General features: G+C 61.1%; 15 protein-coding genes. 12 read left to right on the top strand and 3 right to left on the bottom strand.

The window, feature by feature from the left end; translation table 11 throughout:
- Positions 1 to 118: 118 nt before the first annotated feature.
- The 9 genes from GOQ28_RS02545 to GOQ28_RS02505 all read left to right on the top strand — a co-directional run bounded on the left by GOQ28_RS02545 (position 119) and on the right by GOQ28_RS02505 (position 13,628).
- Positions 119 to 2,992, top strand: coding sequence for a 2-oxoglutarate dehydrogenase E1 component (locus GOQ28_RS02545; RefSeq protein WP_160355319.1), 2,874 nt, complete (start codon positions 119 to 121; stop codon positions 2,990 to 2,992).
- 45 nt (positions 2,993 to 3,037) lie between these two features.
- Positions 3,038 to 4,252, top strand: a complete 1,215-nt coding sequence (gene odhB, locus GOQ28_RS02540; RefSeq protein ID WP_160350281.1) for a 2-oxoglutarate dehydrogenase complex dihydrolipoyllysine-residue succinyltransferase — start codon at positions 3,038 to 3,040, stop codon at positions 4,250 to 4,252.
- A 486-nt stretch (positions 4,253 to 4,738) separates the two neighbouring features.
- A complete protein-coding gene (lpdA, locus tag GOQ28_RS02535; protein ID WP_160350280.1) occupies positions 4,739 to 6,166 on the top strand; it encodes a dihydrolipoyl dehydrogenase in 1,428 nt (475 codons plus the stop codon).
- A 167-nt stretch (positions 6,167 to 6,333) separates the two neighbouring features.
- Complete coding sequence (gene zapE / locus GOQ28_RS02530; protein WP_160355318.1) at positions 6,334 to 7,425, top strand: cell division protein ZapE; 1,092 nt, start codon at positions 6,334 to 6,336, stop codon at positions 7,423 to 7,425.
- 256 nt (positions 7,426 to 7,681) lie between these two features.
- Positions 7,682 to 7,987, top strand: coding sequence for a DUF3649 domain-containing protein (locus GOQ28_RS02525; protein WP_160350278.1), 306 nt, complete (start codon positions 7,682 to 7,684; stop codon positions 7,985 to 7,987).
- A complete protein-coding gene (locus GOQ28_RS02520) occupies positions 7,984 to 9,681 on the top strand; it encodes a PepSY-associated TM helix domain-containing protein (protein WP_160355317.1) in 1,698 nt (565 codons plus the stop codon). The genes GOQ28_RS02525 and GOQ28_RS02520 overlap by 4 nt, the downstream gene beginning before the upstream one ends.
- Positions 9,681 to 10,013 carry a DUF3325 domain-containing protein gene (locus GOQ28_RS02515; protein ID WP_160355316.1) on the top strand — a complete coding sequence of 111 codons (333 nt, stop codon included), beginning with the start codon at positions 9,681 to 9,683 and terminating at the stop codon, positions 10,011 to 10,013. Before GOQ28_RS02520 ends, GOQ28_RS02515 begins: the two co-directional genes overlap by 1 nt.
- A 149-nt stretch (positions 10,014 to 10,162) precedes the next feature.
- Positions 10,163 to 11,473, top strand: a complete 1,311-nt coding sequence (locus GOQ28_RS02510; protein WP_160355315.1) for an ankyrin repeat domain-containing protein — start codon at positions 10,163 to 10,165, stop codon at positions 11,471 to 11,473.
- Between the two features lie 151 nt (positions 11,474 to 11,624).
- The gene (locus GOQ28_RS02505) at positions 11,625 to 13,628 is read left to right on the top strand and encodes an ankyrin repeat domain-containing protein (protein WP_160355314.1); all 2,004 of its coding nucleotides are present in this window, start codon (positions 11,625 to 11,627) and stop codon (positions 13,626 to 13,628) included.
- 305 nt (positions 13,629 to 13,933) lie between these two features.
- On the opposite strand, the gene GOQ28_RS02500 is transcribed toward GOQ28_RS02505, so the two are convergent.
- A complete protein-coding gene (locus tag GOQ28_RS02500; RefSeq protein ID WP_160355313.1) occupies positions 13,934 to 15,274 on the bottom strand; it encodes a tryptophan--tRNA ligase in 1,341 nt (446 codons plus the stop codon).
- 81 nt (positions 15,275 to 15,355) lie between these two features.
- Positions 15,356 to 17,740 (bottom strand): RNA-binding transcriptional accessory protein Tex, encoded by a 2,385-nt coding sequence (tex, locus tag GOQ28_RS02495; RefSeq protein ID WP_160355312.1) that lies wholly within the window; start codon positions 17,738 to 17,740, stop codon positions 15,356 to 15,358.
- 302 nt (positions 17,741 to 18,042) lie between these two features.
- On the opposite strand from tex, the gene GOQ28_RS02490 reads away from it, so the two are divergent.
- Entirely contained in the window at positions 18,043 to 20,274 is a 2,232-nt protein-coding gene (locus GOQ28_RS02490) for an ATP-dependent DNA helicase (RefSeq protein ID WP_160355311.1), read from the top strand.
- Positions 20,275 to 20,341: 67 nt separating this feature from the next.
- Here the strand turns inward: GOQ28_RS02490 and GOQ28_RS02485 are convergent, their stop codons facing one another.
- A complete protein-coding gene (locus GOQ28_RS02485; protein WP_160355411.1) occupies positions 20,342 to 21,136 on the bottom strand; it encodes an outer membrane protein assembly factor BamD in 795 nt (264 codons plus the stop codon).
- Positions 21,137 to 21,241: 105 nt separating this feature from the next.
- Here GOQ28_RS02485 and GOQ28_RS02480 point away from each other — a divergent pair, with 105 nt between their 5' ends.
- Positions 21,242 to 22,216 (top strand): RluA family pseudouridine synthase, encoded by a 975-nt coding sequence (locus tag GOQ28_RS02480; RefSeq protein WP_160355310.1) that lies wholly within the window; start codon positions 21,242 to 21,244, stop codon positions 22,214 to 22,216.
- Entirely contained in the window at positions 22,204 to 22,968 is a 765-nt protein-coding gene (pgeF, locus tag GOQ28_RS02475) for a peptidoglycan editing factor PgeF (protein ID WP_160355309.1), read from the top strand. The genes GOQ28_RS02480 and pgeF overlap by 13 nt, the downstream gene beginning before the upstream one ends.
- Positions 22,969 to 23,053 lie beyond the last annotated feature (85 nt).

Genomic DNA, 23,053 nt, shown 5'->3' with positions numbered 1-23,053 from the left:
TAGGCTTTCAGGGCTTGTACGTGCCTTCTGCCCCTGCTATCCGCTAAACGGGAAGCCCGTGTCGCGGAAGGTTTTCCTGCATCGTATCGAGTGAAGCACTCGCAAGGTGAAGCAATATATGTCTTCCGAATCAGAATCTCTATCCACCTCCTATCTCTTCGGGGGTAATGCGCCCTACGTCGAAGAGTTGTACGAGGCGTACCTAGATAATCCCGGCTCCGTGCCGGACAACTGGCGCGAGTACTTCGACCAGCTGCAACACACGCCCGCCACCGACGGTCAGGAAACGACGCGCGACCGCGCCCACGCCCCGATTGTTGAGTCGTTCGCGCAGCGTGCGCGCACCAACGGCTTTGTGCAGCAGCAATCCTCGCAGCCTGATCTGGCCATGGCCAGCAAGCAGGTGTCGGTACAGTCGCTGATTGGCGCTTACCGTTCGCTGGGTTCGCGTTGGGCCGATCTGGACCCCCTCAAGCGCCAAGAACGTCCGCAAATCCCGGAACTGGACCCCGCTTTCTACGGCCTGACCGAAGCCGACCTCGATCAGGTCTACTCGGCCACCAATACCTACTTCACGACCGCCAGCACGATGACGCTGCGCGACATCCTGAAGGCGCTGCGCGACACCTACTGCCGCAGCATCGGTGCCGAATACACCCATATTTCCGACCCCGCCGCCAAGCGTTGGATTCAAGAGCGTCTGGAAAAGACTTTTGGCGCGGCATCCTACTCGCCCGAGCAAAAACGCCACATTCTGCAGCAGCTGACCGAAGCCGAAGGCCTCGAGCGCTTCCTGCACACCAAGTATGTGGGCCAGAAGCGCTTCTCGCTCGAAGGCGGCGAAAGCTTCATCGCCTCGATGGACGAAGTGGTCAACCACGCGGGCGAATGCGGCGTGCAGGAAATCGTGGTGGGCATGGCTCACCGTGGTCGCCTGAACCTGCTGGTCAACATCATGGGCAAGATGCCCGGCGATCTGTTTGCCGAATTCGAAGGCAAGCACGCCGAGGGCCTGACCGATGGTGACGTGAAGTACCACAACGGTTTCTCCAGCGACCTGTCCACCCGTGGCGGTCCGGTACACCTGTCGCTCGCGTTCAACCCGTCCCACCTGGAAATCGTCAACCCCGTGGTCGAAGGTAGCGCCCGCGCTCGCCAGGAACGTCGTGGCGACGCCGAAGGCAAACAAGTTCTGCCGGTGCTGGTGCACGGCGACGCCGCTTTCGCGGGCCAGGGTGTCGTGATGGAAACGCTGAACCTCGCTCAAACGCGCGGTTACGGCACGGGCGGCACGCTGCACATCGTCATCAACAACCAAATCGGTTTCACCACCTCTGATCCGCGCGATACGCGTTCGACGCTGTATTGCACCGACGTGGTCAAGATGATCGAAGCCCCGGTGTTCCACGTCAACGGCGACGACCCCGAAGCCGTGGTGTTCGCGACCAAGCTGGCGCTGGACTACCGCATGGAATTCCATCACGACGTCGTGCTGGACATTGTTTGCTTCCGCAAACTCGGCCACAACGAGCAAGACACTCCGTCGCTGACGCAGCCGCTGATGTACAAGCGCATTGGCCATCACCCCGGCACGCGCAAGCTGTACGCCGACAAGCTGGTCGCCCAAGGCGTCCTGGCCGAAGGCGATGCCGAGCAGATGGTCAAGGATTACCGTCAGCTGATGGAAGACGGCCAGCGCACGATCGAGCCCGTGCTGACCGACTACAAGAGCAAGTACGCAATCGACTGGTCCCCGTTCCTGGGCGCCAAGTGGACCGACCACGCCGACACCGCCGTGCCGCTGGCTGAACTGAAGCGCATCGGTGAACGCATCACCACCTTGCCGGAAAACTTCACCCCGCACCCGCTGGTGAACAAGCTGTTGGCCGAGCGTCGCAAGATGGCTCAAGGCGAGCAAAATCTGGACTGGGGTATGGGCGAGCACCTGGCGTTTGCGACGCTGGTGTCCTCCGGTTATGCCATCCGTATCACGGGTCAGGATTCGGGTCGCGGTACGTTCACGCACCGCCACGCCGTGCTGCACGATCAAAATCGTGAGCGCTGGAACGATGGCACCTATGTGCCGCTGCAAAACGTCTCCGAAGGCCAGGCTCCGTTCACGGTGATCGACTCGGTACTGTCCGAAGAAGCCGTGCTGGGCTTCGAATACGGTTACTCGAGCGCCGAGCCCAACACGCTGACCATCTGGGAAGCGCAGTTCGGTGACTTCGTCAACGGTGCGCAGGTCGTGATCGACCAGTTCATCACCTCGGGTGAAGCCAAGTGGGGCCGTCAATCCGGTCTGACGCTGATGCTGCCGCACGGCTACGAGGGTCAAGGCCCCGAGCACTCGTCGGGTCGTATCGAGCGCTTCCTGCAGCTGTGCGCCGACAACAACATCCAGGTGGTGCAGCCGACGACGGCCGCGCAGATTTTCCACCTGCTGCGTCGCCAGATGATCCGTCCGTTCCGCAAGCCTTTGGTGATCTTCACGCCGAAGTCGCTGCTGCGTAACAAGGATGCAGGTTCGCCCCTGACCGAATTGGCCGGCGGCAGCTTCCGTCCGGTGATCGGTGAGCTGGACGACAACATCGACGCCAGCAAGGTCAAGCGCGTGCTGGCTTGCTCGGGCAAGGTCTACTACGACCTGGTGAATGCTCGTCGTGAGCGCGAAGCCAGCCACGTGGCGATTGTTCGGGTTGAACAACTGTATCCGTTCGCACACAAGGCTTTCGAAGCCGAACTGAGCAAGTACAGCAACGCGACTGAAGTGATCTGGGTGCAAGACGAGCCGCAGAACCAAGGTCCTTGGTTCTACGTTCAGCACCACCTGTACGAGAACATGGCCGACGGTCAGAAACTGGGTTATGCCGGCCGTCCGGCTTCGGCATCGCCTGCCGTTGGCTATCTGGCCAAGCACATCGAGCAGCAAAAGGCGCTGATCGAGCAGGCATTTGCCGCCAAGTACAAAGGCTTCATGCTGACCAAGTAAGCGCAGCTGTCGATACGAACATTTATTGAACGGAATTTAATTACCATGGCTATTACTGACGTTGTTGTCCCCCAATTGTCCGAATCGGTTTCCGAAGCGACGCTGCTGACCTGGAAGAAGCAGGCTGGCGCTGCGGTTGAAGCCGACGAGATCCTGATCGAAATCGAAACCGACAAGGTCGTGCTGGAAGTGCCGGCTCCCGCCTCGGGCGTGCTGGCTGAGATCGTCGAAGCCGACGGCGCCACGGTGACCTCTGGTCAACTGATCGCCAAGATCGATACGGCTGCTCAGGCTGCTGCTGCCCCGGCCGCCGCGCCGAAGGCTGAAGCCGCTCCGGCCGCTGCCCCGGCTGCCGCCGCAGAAGCCCCTGCCTCGAAGAGCGCCGCTGGTGTGGCTTCGCCGGCTGCTTCGAAGATTCTCTCGGAAAAGGGTGTGGACGCCGCCAGCGTGTCGGGCACCGGCCGTGATGGTCGCGTGACCAAGGCTGACGCTCAGGCCGCCAGCGCCGCGCCGGCCAAGGCCGCCGCCGCTCCGGCTCCGACGACGCTGTCGCTGGATGGCCGTCCGGAACAGCGCGTGCCGATGAGCCGCCTGCGCGCTCGTATCGCCGAGCGTCTGCTGCAATCGCAGCAAGAAAACGCGATTCTGACCACGTTCAACGAGGTCAACATGCAGGCCGTGATCGATCTGCGCAACAAGTACAAAGAGAAGTTCGAGAAAGAGCACGGCATCAAGCTGGGCTTTATGTCGTTCTTCGTGAAGGCCGCTGTTGCCGCACTGAAGAAGTTCCCGCTGATCAACGCGTCGATCGACGGCAAGGACATCATCTATCACGGTTACTTCGACATCGGTATCGCGGTGGGCAGCCCCCGTGGTCTGGTGGTGCCGATCCTGCGTAACGCGGATCAATTGTCGATCGCCGAGATCGAAAAGCAAATCGCTGACTTCGGCAAGCGTGCTGCTGACGGCAAGCTGGGTATCGAGGAAATGACGGGCGGTACGTTCTCGATCTCCAACGGTGGTGTGTTCGGCTCGATGCTGTCGACCCCGATCATCAACCCGCCGCAATCGGCAATCTTGGGCGTGCATGCGACCAAGGAGCGTGCGGTGGTTGAAAAGGGTCAGATCGTGATTCGTCCGATGAACTATCTGGCGCTGTCGTATGACCATCGGATCATCGACGGTCGTGAGGCGGTGTTGGGTCTGGTTGCGATGAAGGATGCGCTGGAAGATCCGCAGCGTTTGTTGCTGGATCTGTAAGTCTTAGGTGGGATTAGGTTGACGGGTTGCTGGGATGCCTCTGCCGGATGTTTGCGGGATCTTCGGGTCTTTGCTCGGTGGGGGTGTCTGGTTGTCGCGGCGGTGCAGGCTGTTGGTGCGGGGGCGGTAGGGTTCTTCTGTCGCGATGTGCCGGGGCCGCAGGGCTGCGACGTGGCGGGCCCGCTCGACCGGTCTGGCCTGAACGGCCAGACTTCCCTTCGCCTACCTCGTCAGGCGGGGCGGCTGGGCAAACTCGCTCCGCTACGCTACGCTCAAACATGCCCAGCCGACTTCCCCCCGCCTTCCTTCGGTAGCGCTCGGCGGTCTCTACGGGCCCGCCACGCCGCAGCCCTGCGGCCCCGGCACATCGCTGGCGCTCGTGCCCGGTTGTGGCAGGTGCAGCGTAACGGTGGGAGGGGGCGGTGGTGATGCGGCTGGCCTGGAGCTCTGGTGGCGCTTCTTTAATTTCCGAATATCGAGATCATTATGTCCAAACAATTTGACGTCGTCGTCATCGGTGCAGGTCCTGGCGGCTATATCGCGGCGATCCGCGCGGCCCAGCTGGGTATGTCGGTGGCTTGCATCGACGCCTGGCAGACGGCCGACGGCAAGCCGGCGCCTGGCGGTACTTGCACTAACGTGGGCTGCATTCCGTCGAAGGCTTTGCTGCAATCGTCGGAACACTTCGAACAGGCTAACCACCACTTTGCCGAGCACGGCATCGAGGTCAAGGGCGTGAGCCTGAAGCTCGATACGCTGATCGGCCGTAAGAACACGGTGGTCAAGCAAAACAACGACGGCATTCTGTACCTGTTCAAGAAGAACAAGGTCACGTTCTTCCACGGCACGGGCTCGTTTGCGGCCAAGGCCGAGGGCGGCTACACCATCAAGGTGTCGGGCGCCAAGGAAGAAGAACTGGTGGCCAAGCATGTGGTCGTGGCTACCGGTTCGGCCGCGCGTGAACTGCCGGGTCTGCCGTTCGACGAAAAGGTTGTGCTGTCTAACGACGGCGCGCTGAATATCGGCGCCGTGCCGAAGAAGCTGGGCGTGATTGGCGCCGGCGTGATTGGTCTGGAAATGGGCAGCGTGTGGCGCCGCCTGGGTGCCGAAGTCACGATCTTGGAAGCCGCGCCGGAATTCCTGGCCGCTGCTGACCAGCAGGTCGCGAAAGAGGCGCTGAAGGCCTTCACGAAGCAAGGTCTGAACATCCAGATGGGTGTGAAGATCGGCGAGATCAAGGCGACGGCGAAGTCGGTGACGATTCCTTATGTGGACGCCAAGGGCGCCGAGCAGGAATTGGTGGTGGACAAGCTGATCGTGTCGATCGGCCGCGTGCCCTACACCGGTGGTCTGAATGCCGACGGCGTGGGCCTGAAGCTGGATCAGCGTGGCTTTATCGAGGTCGATGGCGACTGCAAGACCAATCTGCCGAACGTGTGGGCGGTGGGTGATGTGGTGCGCGGCCCGATGCTGGCGCACAAGGCCGAGGAAGAGGGCGTGGCCGTGGCCGAGCGTATCGCGGGGCAGCATGGCCATGTGAACTTCGCCACTGTGCCTTGGGTGATCTACACCTCGCCGGAAATCGCCTGGGTCGGCAAGACCGAACAGCAGCTCAAGGCCGAAGGCCGCGAGTACAAGGCAGGCAGCTTCCCGTTCCTGGCCAACGGCCGTGCACGCGCATTGGGCGACACGACGGGCTTTGCCAAGGTGATCGCTGATGCCAAGACTGACGAAGTCCTGGGTGTGCACATCGTCGGCCCGATGGCATCGGAGCTGATCGCGGAAGCCGTGACCATCATGGAATTCCGTGGCGCTGCGGAAGACATCGCACGTATTTGCCACGCGCACCCGACGTTGTCGGAAGCCGTGAAGGAAGCGGCCCTGGCCGTGGACAAGCGCGCGCTGAACTTCTAATTCCGCTCGGCATGCCGGCGGGCGCTAAGGTAGCAATGCCTGGCGCCCGCTTTTTTTTTATGTCATTCAATAGCCGCTTCATAGCGCTTGTGCACGCTCTGGACCCGGGCGTGCGGGCGACTTAGTAGAATGCGGCCTTCGCTACTTTTATCGGGTCCGGAGCTTTTATGAACGTCCGTGAATATTATGAAAATTCTCTGGCCGAACGGGGCTATCAGCCCGACGAGGCGCAGAAGCGGGCGATCGATCGGCTGCAAGTCTATTTTGATGATTGGGTGCGATTCAAGGGCATGCGCTCCAATGCCTTGAAGCGTTTGTTGCATCGCCCGGAGGTGCCACGTGGCGTTTACCTGTGGGGCGGTGTGGGTCGTGGCAAGAGTTTCTTGATGGACGCGTTCTATGCCACGGTGCCGGTGACCCGCAAGACGCGTATTCATTTTCATGAGTTCATCCGTGGCGTGCATCGCGAGCTTGAGACCGTGAAAGGGATGCAGGATCCGTTAGACGAAGTCGCGCGCCGGGTGGCGAAACGATATCGTCTGATCTGCTTTGACGAATTTCACGTGTCGGACGTGGCCGATGCGATGATTCTTTATCGGTTGCTGTTAAAGCTGTTTGAATACGGCACCTCGTTTGTCATGACGTCCAACTACGAGCCGTCTACGTTGTATCCGGATGGCTTGCATCGCGATCGTATCTTGCCGGCCATCGAGTTGATTCAGCAACGGATGGACGTAATGAATGTGGACGCGGGTATCGATTACCGGCGCCGTTCGCTCGAACAAGTGCAGTGCTATCACTCGCCGCTTAACGAGCAAGCCAAGGCCGCGCTGCAGAAAGCCTTTAACCATTTGTCCGATACGCCGCCACAAGATCCCGTGCTGCATATCGAACACCGCGAAATCCGTGCGCAGGCGTTGGCAGGCTCCGTGGTGTGGTTCGACTTCGCGACGCTGTGTGGCGGTCCGCGCTCGCAGAATGATTATCTGGAACTGGCGAGCCGTTTTCATGCAGTCATCTTGTCCGAGGTGCCGCGCATGGGCCCGCGCCAGGCATCGGAGGCCCGCCGTTTTACGTGGCTGATCGACGTGTTCTACGACCACAAGATCAAACTCATCATGTCCGCCGAGTGCGAGCCCGAGGAGCTTTATACCGAAGGCGCGTTGGCAAACGAATTCCATCGCACGGTGTCGCGCATTCTGGAAATGCAGTCGCGCGAGTATTTGGAGTCCGAGCGACGTTTGACCGTGGGCTTATAGCCCGGAATGTCACGGTTAATTGCGATTGATATTGGTTATCAATTAAGATTGCGGTTTGTCGTCTATACCTGCAATTCCGTGACCTCACTAACGTATCGCCCCGTTTACCTGCACGAGTCCTGTTGACGCTTTCCGCGTTGACGCTGTTTGCTGCGCATAAGCCATGACTGGCCACGCCCGCGTGTCTAAGGACTGCGGCGAGGCAGCCACGCGCGTCGCAGACAGTCCTGTGGGATTACCTGGTAGACGAGAAACAATGAAACCCATCCCCGGCACCGGGCTCGCGCGTTATCGATGCGCCGTGCTGTCGCGCGTGCTTGCCGCCGTATTCGGCGGCTATGCGTTGACCGCGTCCGCAGCGGCGGCGCTCGCTGTATGGCTGCCTTTGGCGCGCGTTGAGGCGGTTACCACCTCGGCCATTCTGGCTTTTGTCATTTATGCCATCGCCGTCATGGGCGTGTTTGCCGCGCGTAACGCCGGGCGCGCGTGGGCGGGGGTGCTTATTTGGACCGCGATCTGCGCGGGGCTCTATGCCATCGCACGCTCGGGAGTGGGCGTATGACCGTGCGTAAAGACAGCGCCCCGCATGGGGAAGGCTTCCGACAAGCCATGGCTTGGCTGCATACGTGGGCAGGGCTGATCATGGGTTGGATCCTGTTCGCGATGTTTCTAACGGGCACGCTTGCATTTTTTCGGCCCGAGATGACGACATGGATGCGGCCGGAGCTGCCCGCCCAGCATCGCGTGGTCGCGGCGGATCATGCGGCGGACATGGCCCAGCGCTATCTCGCGCAACATGCGCCCGATGCGACACGCTGGTACATTGATTTGCCGTCCGCGCGCGCACCCTATCTAAGCGTGCTGTACCAAGTACCCAAACCTGCGCCGGGTACGCGGGGCTTTAAGCGTGTGACGCTAGATCCGCAAACAGGGCAGGAGGTCACCGCCCGGGAAACACGAGGCGGCGACTTTCTTTATCGCTTTCACTTCGAACTGGAAATCGGTCCGCCATGGGGTCGGTGGCTCGCGAGTATCGCGGGCATGTTTATGTTGATCGCGATACTCAGCGGGATCGTGACGCATAAGAAAATCTTCAAGGACTTCTTCACCTTTCGCCCGGCCAAGGGCGGCCAACGCGCCTGGATGGATGGGCATAACGCGTTATCGGTGCTGGGTTTGCCGTTCCATCTGATGATCACGTTCAGCGGCTTGTTGATCTTCGTCGCGATGTTGCTGCCCGCTGGCATCAACGCGGCCTATGACTATCCGCGACAGTATTCCGAGGAGCGATTCCCTGGCCTCGCGCCCCAGAAGGCGGCTCCAGGCGAGGCGCCGCTATTGCCGCTAGGCAAATTTGTGACCGCGGCACAATCGCTATGGCAGGGTGGCATCGCGGGTGCGGTCATTGTGGCCAACCCAAGTAAACCGAATGCGATCGTCTCCGTGCAGCGCAGTTCGGAAGAAAAGGTCTCGTACGCGCGTAATCCGCCCAGCGTGCAATTCGATGGCGTGACGGGGAAGTTGCTCAAGCATCATGAGGACAATGGTCCGGCCGTCACCGCGGCTGATACGGTGATCGGGCTGCACTTGGGATTTTTTGCGCAGCCTGTGTTGCGATGGCTTTATTTCATCGTCAGCCTGGCTGGCACCGCCATGGTCGGTACCGGCCTCGTGCTTTGGGTCGTCAAACGTCGCCAGAAGTCGGGTGCGGCCAAAAGTCAGCAGCTGTCGTTGCGCCTGGTCGATGGCTTGAACGCTGGCAGCATCGCCGGGTTTTGTCTCGCCATCGTCGTGTACTTCTGCGCCAACCGGTTATTGCCGGTGGACCTGCCTGGGCGCGCGCTATGGGAAACGCGCGCGTTTTTCATGGTCTGGGGCCTCAGCTATCTCTATGCCTTCGTCTTTCCAAGACGCCAGTGGCGTGACCTTTGGGCCCTGGCGGCAGTCGGCGCATTGGCATTGCCCGCCTTGAACGCGATGACAACCTCGCGACACCTGGCGGCGTCATTAGCGGACGGTGATTGGGTGATGGCGGGATTCGACCTCACCGCGTGGGCCGCGGCCGCGTTGATGGGGTGGATCGCGTACAAGGCGCACCGGGCCTATGCGGGTATGCCGAAAGCGAGCCGGACGCGCGCAGCTCCCTCCAGCACCACCGCGACGCGCGTGCATGAGCGGCATGAAGGCACAAGCACCGTTCGATCGCCTGTTGTTGTCACCGAGGCGAGCTGTACAAGCAATGAGGTGACGTCGTGATGAGTATCGCTGCTTTCTTTTGCGCTTATGCTGGATTCTCGGCGCTGTGTCTGGGCATGGACCGCCACTATGAGGCCGTCTTTGATCGCGCATTGCCGTCCCGGCATCGCGTGATGTTGCGACTGGTCGGCGCGAGCGCGCTTGCCCTATCCCTTTGGCTTTCGACACGCGTGTGGGGCTGGTCCTATGGCGCGGTGGAATGGATAGGCATCTTGAGCTTTGCTGGGCTGATGTTGATCTGGTGGGTCAGCTATCGGCCCGTGGCAGCGCTCGTTGCGGGGGCCGTATGCGCGATGGTCGCGCCGTTGATCTTGATTCCGACCCTGACATAGGATCCGCCACAACCCGGTCGGCGCCAACGACGCGCTCATGTATGCGTGTAATTTGGAACTACATAAAAATCGCGGTTACTCAGCAGTTGTGCTTCCTGCTTAAAAGCGCCACAGGGAGCTCCGCCCTGGAATTTTCATGAGAGAACCGTATGAGTATCCACTTTAATCCTCCCGTTTCTTCAGACGTTCACCTCACGTACACGTCGCAAGACGGCGATCACACGATGAGCAATAAAGAGGCCCTGTCGCATTGGATAAAGGCGGGTGATATCGAAAATTTCCGTTCTTTTTTTGAAGGAAGCCCTTCGCTGGCAGAGTTGGACACGTTAAGAGAGGGATTTACGGTCTTGCACGAGGCCGCCAAGCAAAAGGATCCGGAGTTCGTCGCTGTCGTACTTCAGCACCTGCCAGACCTGGTGAATGCGCAGGATCTTTGGGATACGCAAACAACGCCGTTGATGATCGCCGCAGCAAACGGTAATGCCGACACGGTGCGCGTGTTGCTGGAGGCCGAGGCCCGTCCGGAGGCGCAAGACCGGCAGGGGTGGAGTGCGCTCTTCTGGGCCGTGTCCCGGAATGCCATTGACGCAATCAAGGTGCTTCTGGGATACGAAAGAAGCTCGGAAATCGCGCATCCTGCTCCCAAAGCCGCCCAGCCAGAGGTGATAAGGTCAATGCTGAGTTGCTGCGACGGCAATTCTCGCACTGCCCTAGCCCTCGCCATCCAAAACCAGCACTGGGAGTGTGCTGAGGTGCTGCTTGAGGCCGGCGCTAACGTCGGGCTACATGGATCGGAGCTGCAGAGCGCGGCTGAGCAGGCTGCTGAGCAGGGAAAGATGGACCTCCTGTCGTCGATAATTGCGCAAGCGGGGCCGGATCTCGATGGCAGCTCGGTGTTAATATTTGCGCGCTTCCGGGATGACGAGGCAGCTGGTCTCGAAAAGTACCGTCGAACCCTGGATATGCTATTGGCGAGTGGCGCCGATTTCGGCGCACCGGACCGTGCAGACTCGAAGAGTCTGTTGAGCGCTATAAAGATCCGGGACTTCGAGGTTGCAAAAATCCTCATCGATGCAGGCATCGGACTCAATGGCCCCCCGGCACGGGGCGGCGGCTCTGGTCCAGAAAGAAAAAAGACGCCGTTTGAAGTTGTGTTGCAGGAAGGAAGGATGGAAATCGCGGCACGGCTCGCTAACCGTGCCGGTTTTGACGTTCCTCCGGAGTATCAGCGAGACATGTACCGCGCATACGTCGAAGCGGCAAGCAGCGGAGATGTAGAACTGTTTGAAACGTTGGCAATCGCGGGCGCGCGAATGCGGCAGGCGCATCCCAATGAGGTAAACCCCTGGCCTTTCCCTCTCAGCAATGGCTCGGAAGCACTCGATCATGCGACCTTCAGTCGCATGCTAGCTATATATAAAGCACACGGGGGAGATGTCGACTCTGTCGCTAGGACATGACTCCGCTCGAGCTCCTAGCTGACTATCGCGGCTCGGAAATACATCAGACGTTGTGCTGCATAGTTCGGTGACAAAGCCGATCTCACATATGGGTCCTGGTAGGAACAATTGCAGTGCAATCGTTACTAACGTATTTTCCCTAGGACTAATCATGGGCTCGACTTCTGGTGTGCAGACTGGCGGGGGTGTTCAATTACATCCGCTTGAGGAGCGGGCGACCGCTGAATTTTCTGAGCAGGACATCTACGCAGCCGTTAAGAAAGCCAGTGCGGCCACCTTGCTGGCGATGATAGATGCGTCAGGCTTCGATATTTCCGCCGTCGATGCCCAAGGTAGGACGTTTCTACACTATGCGATCGAGAACGGCACGACTGCGTTGGCAAAACCCTTGGTCGCCCGCCTCGGGGGTGATCCGACTTTGCTCAATGCCAGAGATCGGCATGGAGACACGCTATTGGTTTATGCGGCGCACGAACGCAAACTTGCATGGATGGAAGCGATTGTCGAGGCGGGAGGAACGGTGGGTAGGCCGTATTCGCCGCCTGCGGAGGGAATGAAGACCTCTTCCTTCATCGATTCCATTCAGGCACTGCGAGAGGGGCGATTTGATGAATGGGAAGCGGAGAGCTCTTTCCCCATTGCTGCCGCATGGGCGCTGTCTGAAAGTCGAGGTGATATATCGCAAGCGGCCATCCTGGCGGTCCACCACAGACTCGCTGAAGTCGCCCGTTTTTTCGCAAGAGGCGGAGCTAATCCGATCAGCGATATTGCACACGATGCCGAGTCATTGAAGTGGATGCTAGACAATGATCTCGACGGCAACGGCTATGGCCTGGTCGAATTAATGCTCAGGAGCCGCGCGCCCGGCTACGAAAAAACGCTAGCCGCACTGAAAGATACGCCATTAGCGATGCAGGTGTTGCTGACATTAAAAAAGCGGCACGTTGACGAAAATCTCCTTCTGTTTTGCGCCACATTAGTAATGGACGCCGGTGCGGATGGGGAGTCATTGTTATCTGGCGCGATAGAGAAGTGGATTGAAGACGATTCGAAGTACTCGATCAGTTCTGAAGCTGGTCTTGATGACGGCGGAATCTGGTTGAACTGGAACCTGTCGTTGGTCCGGGTATTAGTCGCGGCGGGCGCTCCAGCCATCAAGAAGATCGTGTCGCAATCCGATTCTACGTATGGTCTCTACCACGATGATCTCGCTTCCAAAGTGTTGCTTCGGTTAGGCGTTGACGTCACCCAAGCGCTACCGCAGCTTCGGCCAGAGGATCAGTTTCGCCTGACGGCGGACGCCGTGCAAGGCTGGATACATAGCAAGCAATTCTCTAATGAAGAAAAGGTGGCCGGACTGAACGCGTTGCTGCCGGTAGGGCACCCAGAGGCGATCGCACATCAGATCAGCATCTGCAGTGAGCAAGATGTAGACAATGTGGCGCTTTTCCTTCGCGCGGGTTATCCAGTGGATTCGACGAATGGCTTGAGACCTTTGGCCAGAGCCGTCGCCCGGGCGGTGGACAACGACCCGCAGCACAGGATTCAAAATGCTGTGCGCTCGCCGGCGGGCCGTTTGTTGCGCCAGCTCATTGAACGAGATGCAGAGTGTGTTGAGTCGATACCCCGCAATGTAGAAGCTTTTCGCGATACGGGGAATCCGATTTTGCTGGCTTCAGCCAAGGTCGTCACCTATACGGTACTGGAGCACTTACTCTCTCGATCGGATCTTTCATACGCCGATAAGGTCGGCCAAATAAAGAACTTAACGGCCCTACCCGAAGTGCATGACGCCGCCAGTCAACTGATGCGCGATGCTCTCGATAAAGAACACTGGGCAACGGTGAAACTGCTGGTGAATGCCGACGTTCCGGCCACCGCTGCGGTGGTGCGGCTATGCGAGAGGCGGCTTAAAAGAGACGATCAGGCCATAGCCGATACCTCGCGCTTCATGCGCTTGGGTCCTAATCTTGCTCCAGCGATGGCATATTTGACTGAAAATATTCAGAGATATGAGGAACGCGGCGACACGGCTAATGCGGAACGCGCGCAGCAACTGCTGAATGTGTTCATGTTGACCTTGGGCAGTGATGCGACGCTCATGAATACCCTGCGCAAGCGTTCCGGTGATCCCGATGTGTCCGCAACCGGGTAACGGCCCGCTATACCTTCACCGATCCAAACGCGTGGTCCCCGAACCACGCGTAGGCTTCTTGGGAGGGTTACCATGGGTGGAGTACCGAGTACGCAAGCACGGATCCTGTCCACACCGTATCCGCGCCTGTCGCAAACACTTCGCGCTTGTGTTGTTGGAGCGCGCCGAACGCGGTCCAGCGAAGCTGTCCTGTTCAGGGCTATTCGCGGTGGCCACGCAGCTGAGGTGCGGTAACCTCATGAGGCGGGTTGGGGCCAGGCAGATCGCCGGACGCCCCCCGCCATGGGCCTCGACTAACCCCCGTTTTACAGACCCAAAGCTACGCGTGTCTGCTGCAGCAATGCATCGCGTTCTGCTTCGTCGCGGGCGACGGGTCCTTCGGCAATAGTCTCGCCATCCAGTACGGCTTTGATCGCCAAGCCTTCTGCCTGCAGGCAGTCGCCATCGCTACCCGACTGCAAGCGCTGTACGAAAGCGCCAGCCGCTTTAGGGTCGGCAAAGCCGCGCGAACGCAAGAGCTCTTGGCCGTCCGCGCCTACCAAGCGGAATCGGAATTGCCCGTCTTCATCGCGAAAGCTAACAAACCGGGCGGTTTTCCCCGATTTTTTGTTGCTCGATTTGCTGGGCGCGGGCGCGGCAGTATGGCGCCGCAGCCCCACCGCGTCACGCAACTCTGCCATGAAGGGCGTAGCCAATTTGCGCGCTTTTTCTCCGCCTGCCTGCAGGATGTCTTCGATCCGTTCAGGATGGGCCATCAGGGCCTGATAGCGTTCGCGCATGGGAGCAATATCGCGCTCCAGACGCTGGTACAGGGCCTCTTTCGCGTCTCCCCAGCCCATGCCGGATTCGAGCTCGGCCCGGAATGACGCCGCCTCGTCCTCGGTCGAAAAGGCGCGGTAGATCGTGAACAAGTGCGAGTTGTCCGGATCTTTGGGTTCGCCGGGCTGGCGCGAATCGGTCACGATGCGCATGATGGCCGCGCGCAGTGATTTGGCGTCACCCTCGAAAAGCGGAATCGTGTTGTTGTAGCTCTTGGACATCTTGCGACCGTCCAGGCCGGGCAGCGTCGCCACCGATTCCTCGATCGCGACTTCGGGCAGCACGAAGAACTCGCGGCCATACAGATGATTGAACCGTTGCGCGATGTCGCGCGCCATCTCCAGATGTTGGATCTGGTCGCGTCCTACCGGGACTTTGTTCGCGTTGAACATCAGGATGTCCGCCGCCATCAGAATCGGGTAGGAAAAGAGCCCCATGGTGATGCCATCGTCCGGCTCGACACCCTTGGCGGTGTTCTGATCCACCGACGCTTTATAGGCGTGCGCGCGGTTCATCAATCCCTTGGCCGTGACGCAAGTCAGAATCCAGCACAACTCTGGAATCTCGGGGATATCCGATTGCCGGTAAAACGTGACGCGTTCGGGGTCGAGGCCGCCCGCCAACCAGGTGGCCGCGATCTCCAGACGCGAACGCGCGACGCGGGCCGGATCATCGCACTTGATCAGCGCGTGATAGTCCGCCATGAAGTAGAACGCGTCGGTGCCCGGCTGGGTGCTGGCATTGATGGCGGGGCGGATGGCCCCTGCCCAGTTGCCGAGGTGGGGGGTGCCGGAGGTCGTGATGCCGGTGAGGACGCGGATACTCATGAGTAGGCGGGATATTGCGTTGATGAACAATCGCCCAGTTTAACGCGTCCACCGTGCTGCAGCTGAACCGATCGGGCCACCCTAGCGCTTGAGCTTGGCAAAGGCTTCGGCCATTGCGTTGTTGCGCAGATCATTGCGGCCCGCGTCGTTTTGCGGCCGACGGCTGCCGCCCGCGCCACGCGCCGCATTGGTGCCACGCGCCGGCGCATCCGAGGCGCTGCGACGCGCGGGCTGCGCCGTGTCGTTCAAGCGCATGGTCAGCGCCACGCGTTTACGCGCCACATCGACTTCCAGCACCTTGACCGTCACGGTCTGGCCCACGCGCACGACATCGCGCGGGTCCTTGACGAATTTCTCCGCCAGCGCCGAGATATGCACCAAGCCGTCCTGGTGCACGCCGATGTCCACAAACGCGCCGAAGTTGGCAACGTTGGTGACCACGCCCTCGAGCACCATGCCGGGATACAAGTCGTTGAGCGTTTCCACGCCTTCTTTGAACTGCGCCGTCTTGAACTCCGGGCGCGGGTCGCGGCCCGGCTTTTCAAGTTCGCTGAAAATATCGCGCACCGTGGGCAAGCCGAAGCGCTCGTCGGTGAATTCCGAGGGCGAGACGCCTTTCAAGGCTTCGCGTTGGCCGATGATCTGGCGCACATCCGCTTTGATCTTGGCGAGAATGCGTTCGACGACGGGGTATGCCTCCGGGTGGACAGCGGATGCGTCCAAGGGGTTGTCACCGTTCGGGATACGCAAAAAGCCGGCTGCCTGTTCGAACGCTTTTTCGCCAAAACGCGGCACTTTACGCAAATCGTCGCGCGTGGGGAAAGCGCCGTTGGCATCGCGCCAAGACACGATGTTTTTGGCCAGCAGCGAGTTCAGACCGGAGACGCGTGCAAGCAGCGCGGCAGAGGCAGTATTTACGTCCACGCCGACTGCGTTCACGCAGTCCTCGACCACGGCATCGAGCGAGCGGGCCAACTCGCGCTGGTTCACGTCGTGCTGATATTGACCGACACCAATGGCTTTGGGATCGATCTTGACCAGTTCGGCCAGGGGGTCTTGCAAGCGGCGCGCGATCGATACTGCACCACGCAACGTGACGTCCAGATCGGGGAATTCCTGAGCGGCCAGTTCCGATGCGGAATACACCGATGCGCCGGCCTCGGAAACCACGACACGCGTGAGCTTCAGATTCGGGTATTGGGCCATCATGTCGCCCACCAGTTTCTCGCTTTCGCGCGAGGCCGTGCCGTTGCCGATGGCGATCAGTTCGACGCCATGACGCGCCGACAGCGCAGCCAGCGTGGCGATGGTGCCCTCGCGGTCACGGCGTGGCTCAAAGGGGTACACCGTGGCGGTATCGACGACTTTGCCGGTGCGGTCGATGACCGCGACCTTGCAGCCCGTGCGGATGCCGGGGTCCAGACCTAGCACCACCTTCGGGCCTGCGGGCGCGGCCAGCAGCAGATCTTTCAGGTTGGCGGCAAAAACGCGGATGGCTTCCGCTTCGCCTTCTTCGCGCAGGCGACCGAACAATTCGCTTTCGAACGCGGTCAACAGTTTGACGCGCCAGGTCCAGCGGCAGACTTCACCCAGCCAGCGTGCGCGCGGCGATGCGTCCAGCGCGAACAGATCGTTGCCGAGTTTCAGGAACTGCGAGATGCGCGCCACGCAAGGATGCGGCGTTTGCGCTTCGAGTTCGGCCTCCAGGCCAAGGCGCAGCTCCAGCACACCTTGCTGGCGGCCGCGCATCAGGGCCAGAATCCGGTGCGAAGGCAGCGTGCGCAGCGGCTCGTTGAAATCAAACCAGTCGCGGAAATTCGCGCCTTCGGCTTCTTTGCCCTCCGCGACCTTGGCGTACAGCAGTCCTGTGGACCACAGGTGATCGCGCAGATTGGAGAGCAGGTCGGCGTTCTCGGCGAAGCGCTCGGCCAGAATGTCCCGGGCGCCATCCAGGGCGGCCTTGGCGTCGTTGATGGACGCTTCCGGGTTCAGATACTGGGCAGCCAAGGTGGCGGGATCGCAGCTGGCGTCAGCCAGGATCGCGTCGGCCAGCGGCTCCAGGCCCGCTTCGCGAGCGATCTGAGCGCGCGTGCGGCGCTTGGGCTTATAAGGTGCGTACAAGTCTTCCAAGCGCTGCTTGGTATCCGCGCTGGCAATTTCCTGTTGCAATTCAGGGGTCAATTTGCCCTGTTGCGCGATGGATTCCAGAATCGCGCCGCGGCGTTCTTCGAGCTCGCGCAGGTAACCGAGGCGGACCTCGAGGTTACGCAACACGGTGTCGTCGAGGCCGCCGGTGGCTTCTTTACGATAGCGCGCGATAAACGGCACGGTTGCGCCATCGTCCAGCAGTTCAACGGCAGCGGCGACTTGGGAGGGGCGGCACGCCAGCTCGGTGGCAAGCTGGGCGACGATACGGGCTTGGTCAACGCTGGGCGCAGTGCTCGTGGTGGCGGAAGTTTCAGGCATCTCGATACGGCTGCAAAGGGAAATCAAGGCCCGGATTTTGCCATAAGGTGATCATCGGCCGCTTTGAGCGTGATCATTTCGCGCACGGTGGCGAAGACGGCTCGGAGTATTATTGAGCCTCTTTTGCGGGCGTGTCTGGCGCATTTCGACCTCCCGCGATTCCTTCGCCCCGCCTTAATCGCACCCCACGGATATCGGGTGCTGCGGGTAGGGCCAAAGCCGCTTTAGGACTTGCCGCCAGCGACCCGTTCCGATTGTGAGCGAACCGGGGCAGCGAGTCCCCCCTCACGTTGACGCTTTTGATGTTAGATCTGGAAATTTCCCAATTTTTTGCCGAAGACGGTCCGTTGGCCACGGCGCTGCCGGGGTATTCGCCACGGCCGGCCCAGATCGAGCTGTCGCAAGCGATTGGCGAAGCGATCCAGGATCGCGCGACGCTGGTGGCCGAGGCGGGCACGGGTATCGGTAAAACCTGGGCGTATCTGGTCCCGGCGATGGTGGCGGGCGGCAAAGTCGTCATTTCCACGGGAACCCGGACCCTGCAGGATCAGCTGTTTTCGCGCGATCTGCCGCGCGTGCGGGCCGCCTTGGGCGTGCCGGTGATCGCCGCGTTGCTAAAGGGGCGGAACAATTACATCTGTCACTACCATCTGGAACGTTTGCAAGGCGATGAGCGCGCGTTGAAATCGCGCGCCGAGATTGCGCAACTGCGTCAGATCCAAGTCTTTGCCGGCGTGTCCAAGACCGGCGACCGATCCGACCTGGGCAATATTCCCGAAGACGCGGATATCTGGCAGCGTGTGACCTCCACCCGGGAAAACTGTCTGGGACAGGAGTGCCCGCGCATCCGCGACTGTTTCGTGGTCAAAGCCCGGCGCCAGGCGCAGGAAGCCGACATTGTGGTCGTGAATCACGCGCTGTTCATGGCGGATCTGGTGTTGCGCGAAGAGGGGGTCACCGATCTGCTACCCGAGGCCGACACGGTGATTTTCGACGAGGCGCATCAGTTGCCGGATACCGCCACGCGGTTCCTGGGTAGCAGCGTGTCGACACACCAACTGCTGGATTTCGCAAAAGCCATGGAGGCCGCCGGGCTTGCCTATGCGCGCGAGGCGGCCAAGTGGGCCGATGTCAGCCGGCATGTCGAGACGGCCGCGCGCGAATTGCGTTTGACATGCGCGCCGCTGGATCGGATGCCGGGGCGCAAGGCGACGTTCGAGGCCTTTCCCGATCCCGAGCCCTTCGATGCGGCCCTGGCGGCATTGCGCGAGGCGGTCGAGGCGGCCACGCGTGCGCTGGCGGGCGTCGCGGAAAAACACCCGGATCTGGCTGCGGTGGCGCGTAGTGGCGCCGATATTGCGTTGCGTCTGGCTCGCTGGGCAACACCTGCCCGAGAAGGGGCGGCTGGCGGACAAACTGACGAGGAACTGGCTGCCGAAGGCTGGGGCAAGGATATGCAGGCGATCGTCGAAGTCGCGGCAAAACTGCCGCCGACCGTCGATGTGAAATCAGACGATTCTGCGGTCGAAGAGGGCGTTGGGGCGAGAGCCGGCGCCGATGCGAGTACTCGGGCCGCCTCTGACACCGACGCTCCAGATGGCACAAACGACAGCGTGGCGACGGCGCAGGCTTTGTTGCAGGGCGCGGCTTCGGCCTCGCTGTTTTCCGGCCCGGCGGTGCGCTGGGTAGAACTGGGTCAGCACCATGTCCGCCTGCACTCGGCACCGCTATCCGTGGCGCGGGCGTTTTCCAAGTTCCGCAAACCGGGCCAGGCCTGGATATTGACCTCGGCCACGCTCGCGGTGCAGGCGGATTTCAGTCACTTCACTCGCCAGCTGGGCCTGCGCGATGCGCGCACCGGGCGCTGGGAGTCACCGTTCGATTACACCCGGCATGGGCTGCTGTTCGTGCCCCGGGGCCTGCCGGAGCCGCAGTCGCCGCAGTTCCTGGAGCGCTTCGTCGACACTTTGCTGCCACTACTGGAGGCCAGCCCGGGCGGCACGCTGGTGCTCTGTACCACGCTGCGCGCGGTTGACCGGGTGGCGACGTTGTTGGCCGAGGCATTTGAAGACCTGGGCCATGAATGGCCGTTGCTCAAACAGGGTGAAGCGACGCGGCGAGACCTGCTGGAACGTTTTTGCAAGCTGGACCACCCCGTGCTGGTGGGCAGCGCGAGCTTCTGGGAAGGCATTGACTTGCCCGGTGATGTCCTGACGCTGGTCGCGATCGACAAACTGCCGTTCGCCCCACCCGATGACCCGGTGGTCGAGGCGCGATTGCGTTCGTGCCGTGAGCGTGGGGGTAACCCCTTCGCCGAATATCAGTTACCTGAAGCCGCGATTGCGCTAAAGCAGGGCGCGGGACGTTTGATCCGGACCGAGGACGACTGGGGAGTGCTGATGGTGGGCGACGGACGCTTGGTGGAAAAGCCTTATGGCAAGCGCCTGTGGCGCGGGCTGCCGCCGTTTTCTCGCACGCGCGAGATCGACGAGGTGCTGGCCTTCTATGGTCGCCGCGAACGTGGGGAAGTCTGACCGTCCCCGCGCCCGCTGTCTGTAAACCGCGCGCACCCGCACTGCGTGCGCGCCGCAGATCAGACGATTACTTCCACGAGAACGGATTCCACCAGCTCTTGTCGGCGAGCAGCTGTTTCTCGTCCATCGTGCTGTCGGGGAAGTTGGCCTTGAGCACGCGTCGGGCGTCATCGCGCAGTTCGGTCAGGCCGAGTTTGTCGTAGGACAATCCCATGATAACCAGGGCCTCTTCCGAGGCCGGGGCGCCTTCGAAATCGGTAATGACAGTTTGCGCGCGGTTAGCCGCCGCGACGTATGCGCCGCGTTCGTAGTAATAGCGCGCGACATGCACCTCGTTCATGGCGATGGCATTGACCAGCCATGTCAGACGCTTTTGCGCGTCCGGCGTATATTTGCTGTCGGGAAAGCGCGTGATCAGCTCGTTGAACGCATCGTAGGACGCGCGCAGGCCCTTGGGATCGCGCTCGGCGGGATCCTGGCCAGTCAGGTTGCTCATGAAAGCGCTGGCCGGGGTGAAATTAATCAACCCCTTCAGGTAGAGCATGTAGTCCGTACCCGGGTGGTTCGGATACATCTGCTGAAAACGATCAATGGCGGCAAGGGCCTGCTCGTTTTCGCCGTCTTTCCAGTTGACGTAGGCGAGGTCGATGAGGGCCTGCTGCGCATACACGCCGAACGGATAGCGGCTTTCGATCGCTGTCAGGCGATCGCGCGCTTCGTTCCAGCCGCCGGAGTCCATTTCCATCTTGGCGTCGGCGTAGAGCTGTTCGGCGCTCCAGCCGGCGGTTTTATCGTATTTGGTATCCGTGCCGCTGCAGCCGGCGACAGTCAAAGCGACAGACAGCGCGATGGCCGCGCGCAGGAGCGAGCCGCGATTCGAGCGGTTCGAGAGAGCAGCAGAGCGGAAAATCACGAGATTCGATTCCTTGGTGTTAGGATGGCACGCTGAATTATATGATCTTGCTTCATGTCCCATACAGACGCCCCAGCCGTTGATAGCGCCGGCTTCGCAGCCGATGACGAACCTCAGTGTATTACCGTGCCGCCCGGTACGCGAGCGGATCGCTTGGATAAAATCCTGGCGACCCTCCTGGACGGCCATTCCCGCAGCCGCTTGCAGGGATGGATCGAAGCGGGGTGGGTGCATGTCAACGGCGCGCCCGCCAAGGTCCGCCAGATCGTGGGCGCGGGAGACGAGCTGACCGTCTGGGAACAGCCGGCGCCGGAAAGTCTGGCATTCACCCCCGAGCCGGTGGCCTTCGACGTGGTGGACGAAAGCGCCGATTGGATCGTGGTGAACAAGCCCGCGGGGCTGGTGACGCATCCCGGCGCGGGGAACTGGCATGGCACCTTGCTCAATGGATTGCTGCACCGCTACCCGGAGCTCGCGCGTGTCGCCCGTGCAGGCATTGTGCATCGCCTGGATAAAGACACGTCCGGGCTGATGGTCGTGGCTCGTAATGAGCTTGCGCAAACTCACCTCGTCCGGCAGTTGCAGGCGCGCAGCATGGGTCGCGAATATATCGCGCTGGTGCATGGCTGGCTGGCCGCATCGGGCAAGGTGGATCGGCCTATCGGCCGCGACGCGCGGGTGCCCGTACGCATGAGCGTCGAAAGGCCCATCGCGCCTAAACCGGCAGTCACCCACTATTTCCCCCATCGTCGTGGTAGTGCCCCGGAAGGCGGGCCGGTCACGGAAGTCGTCTGCCGTCTGGAAACGGGGCGGACGCACCAGATCCGGGTGCATATGGCTAGCCTTGGCCATCCATTATTAGCGGACACCATTTATGGGGGACGAGAGGTGGCGCAAGCCTCGCGGCAGATGCTGCACGCGCGCGCGCTCCATTTCGATGACCCGGGCGGGCGGGGCGAAATCCGTCTTCAGGCCCCTCCGCCGGCCGATATGTGCCACACCCAGGAGGCAATTCAATGGAACGTGTGATTCATGGCTTGCCCGTCGTCACGGGGCCACAGTGGCCGGGTGTGCATTATTTTTGTACGACCCGCCAAGGCGGGGTGGGCGAGGCTCCCCACGATACCTTGAATCTGGGACTGCGGGCGGATGACCGGCCCGAGGTGGTGCGAGAAAACCGACGCCGCGTGCGCGCTGCCGTGCCGTCGGAGCCGCTATGGCTGAGGCAGGTGCACGGCGCGGACGTTGTGGATGCCGATGTGTTGGCTGGCATCCCGCTGCCAGAACCCGCCGCCGACGCCAGCGTGACGGCTGCGCGTGGACGAGTACTGGCCATCATGGTCGCCGATTGCCTGCCTGTGTTCATCACGGATCTGGATGGAAAGGTCGTCGGCGCGGCCCATGCGGGCTGGCGCGGACTCGCCGCCGGTGTGTTGGAAAACACACTGGACCGCCTGCGCGCCAAGCATCCCGGCGCGCGCGGCTGGCGCGCTTGGGTCGGACCGGGCATAGGACCTGAACATTTCGAGGTGGGCGACGATGTGCGCGATGCCTTCGCCCCGCTAGGCGCAGAGGCATTGCCCCATTTCAAGCCACGTCCCGCTCATCCTGGTAAATGGTTGGCGGATCTACCCGCATTGGCACTGCTGCGCCTGCAGCGTGCCGGAGTCGAGGACGTGCATGCTTGCGGGCTGTGTACCGTCAGTGACGCGGAACGGTTCTTTTCGTATCGTCGCGATGGGATCACCGGGCGGATGGCGCTCTTGGCGTGGCGGGAATGATTGGATGGGTCCATCCCATCTGCTTGATTGCAAATCAGACGAAAGGCCAGGTCGTCTGCGGGCCGGGCAGGGAGGATGCGGGCGG

This window comes from Bordetella sp. 02P26C-1 (assembly GCF_009763255.1).
In the GTDB taxonomy this organism is placed as follows: domain Bacteria; phylum Pseudomonadota; class Gammaproteobacteria; order Burkholderiales; family Burkholderiaceae_B; genus Bordetella_A.
This window is presented reverse-complemented; position numbering and strand designations above follow the sequence as displayed.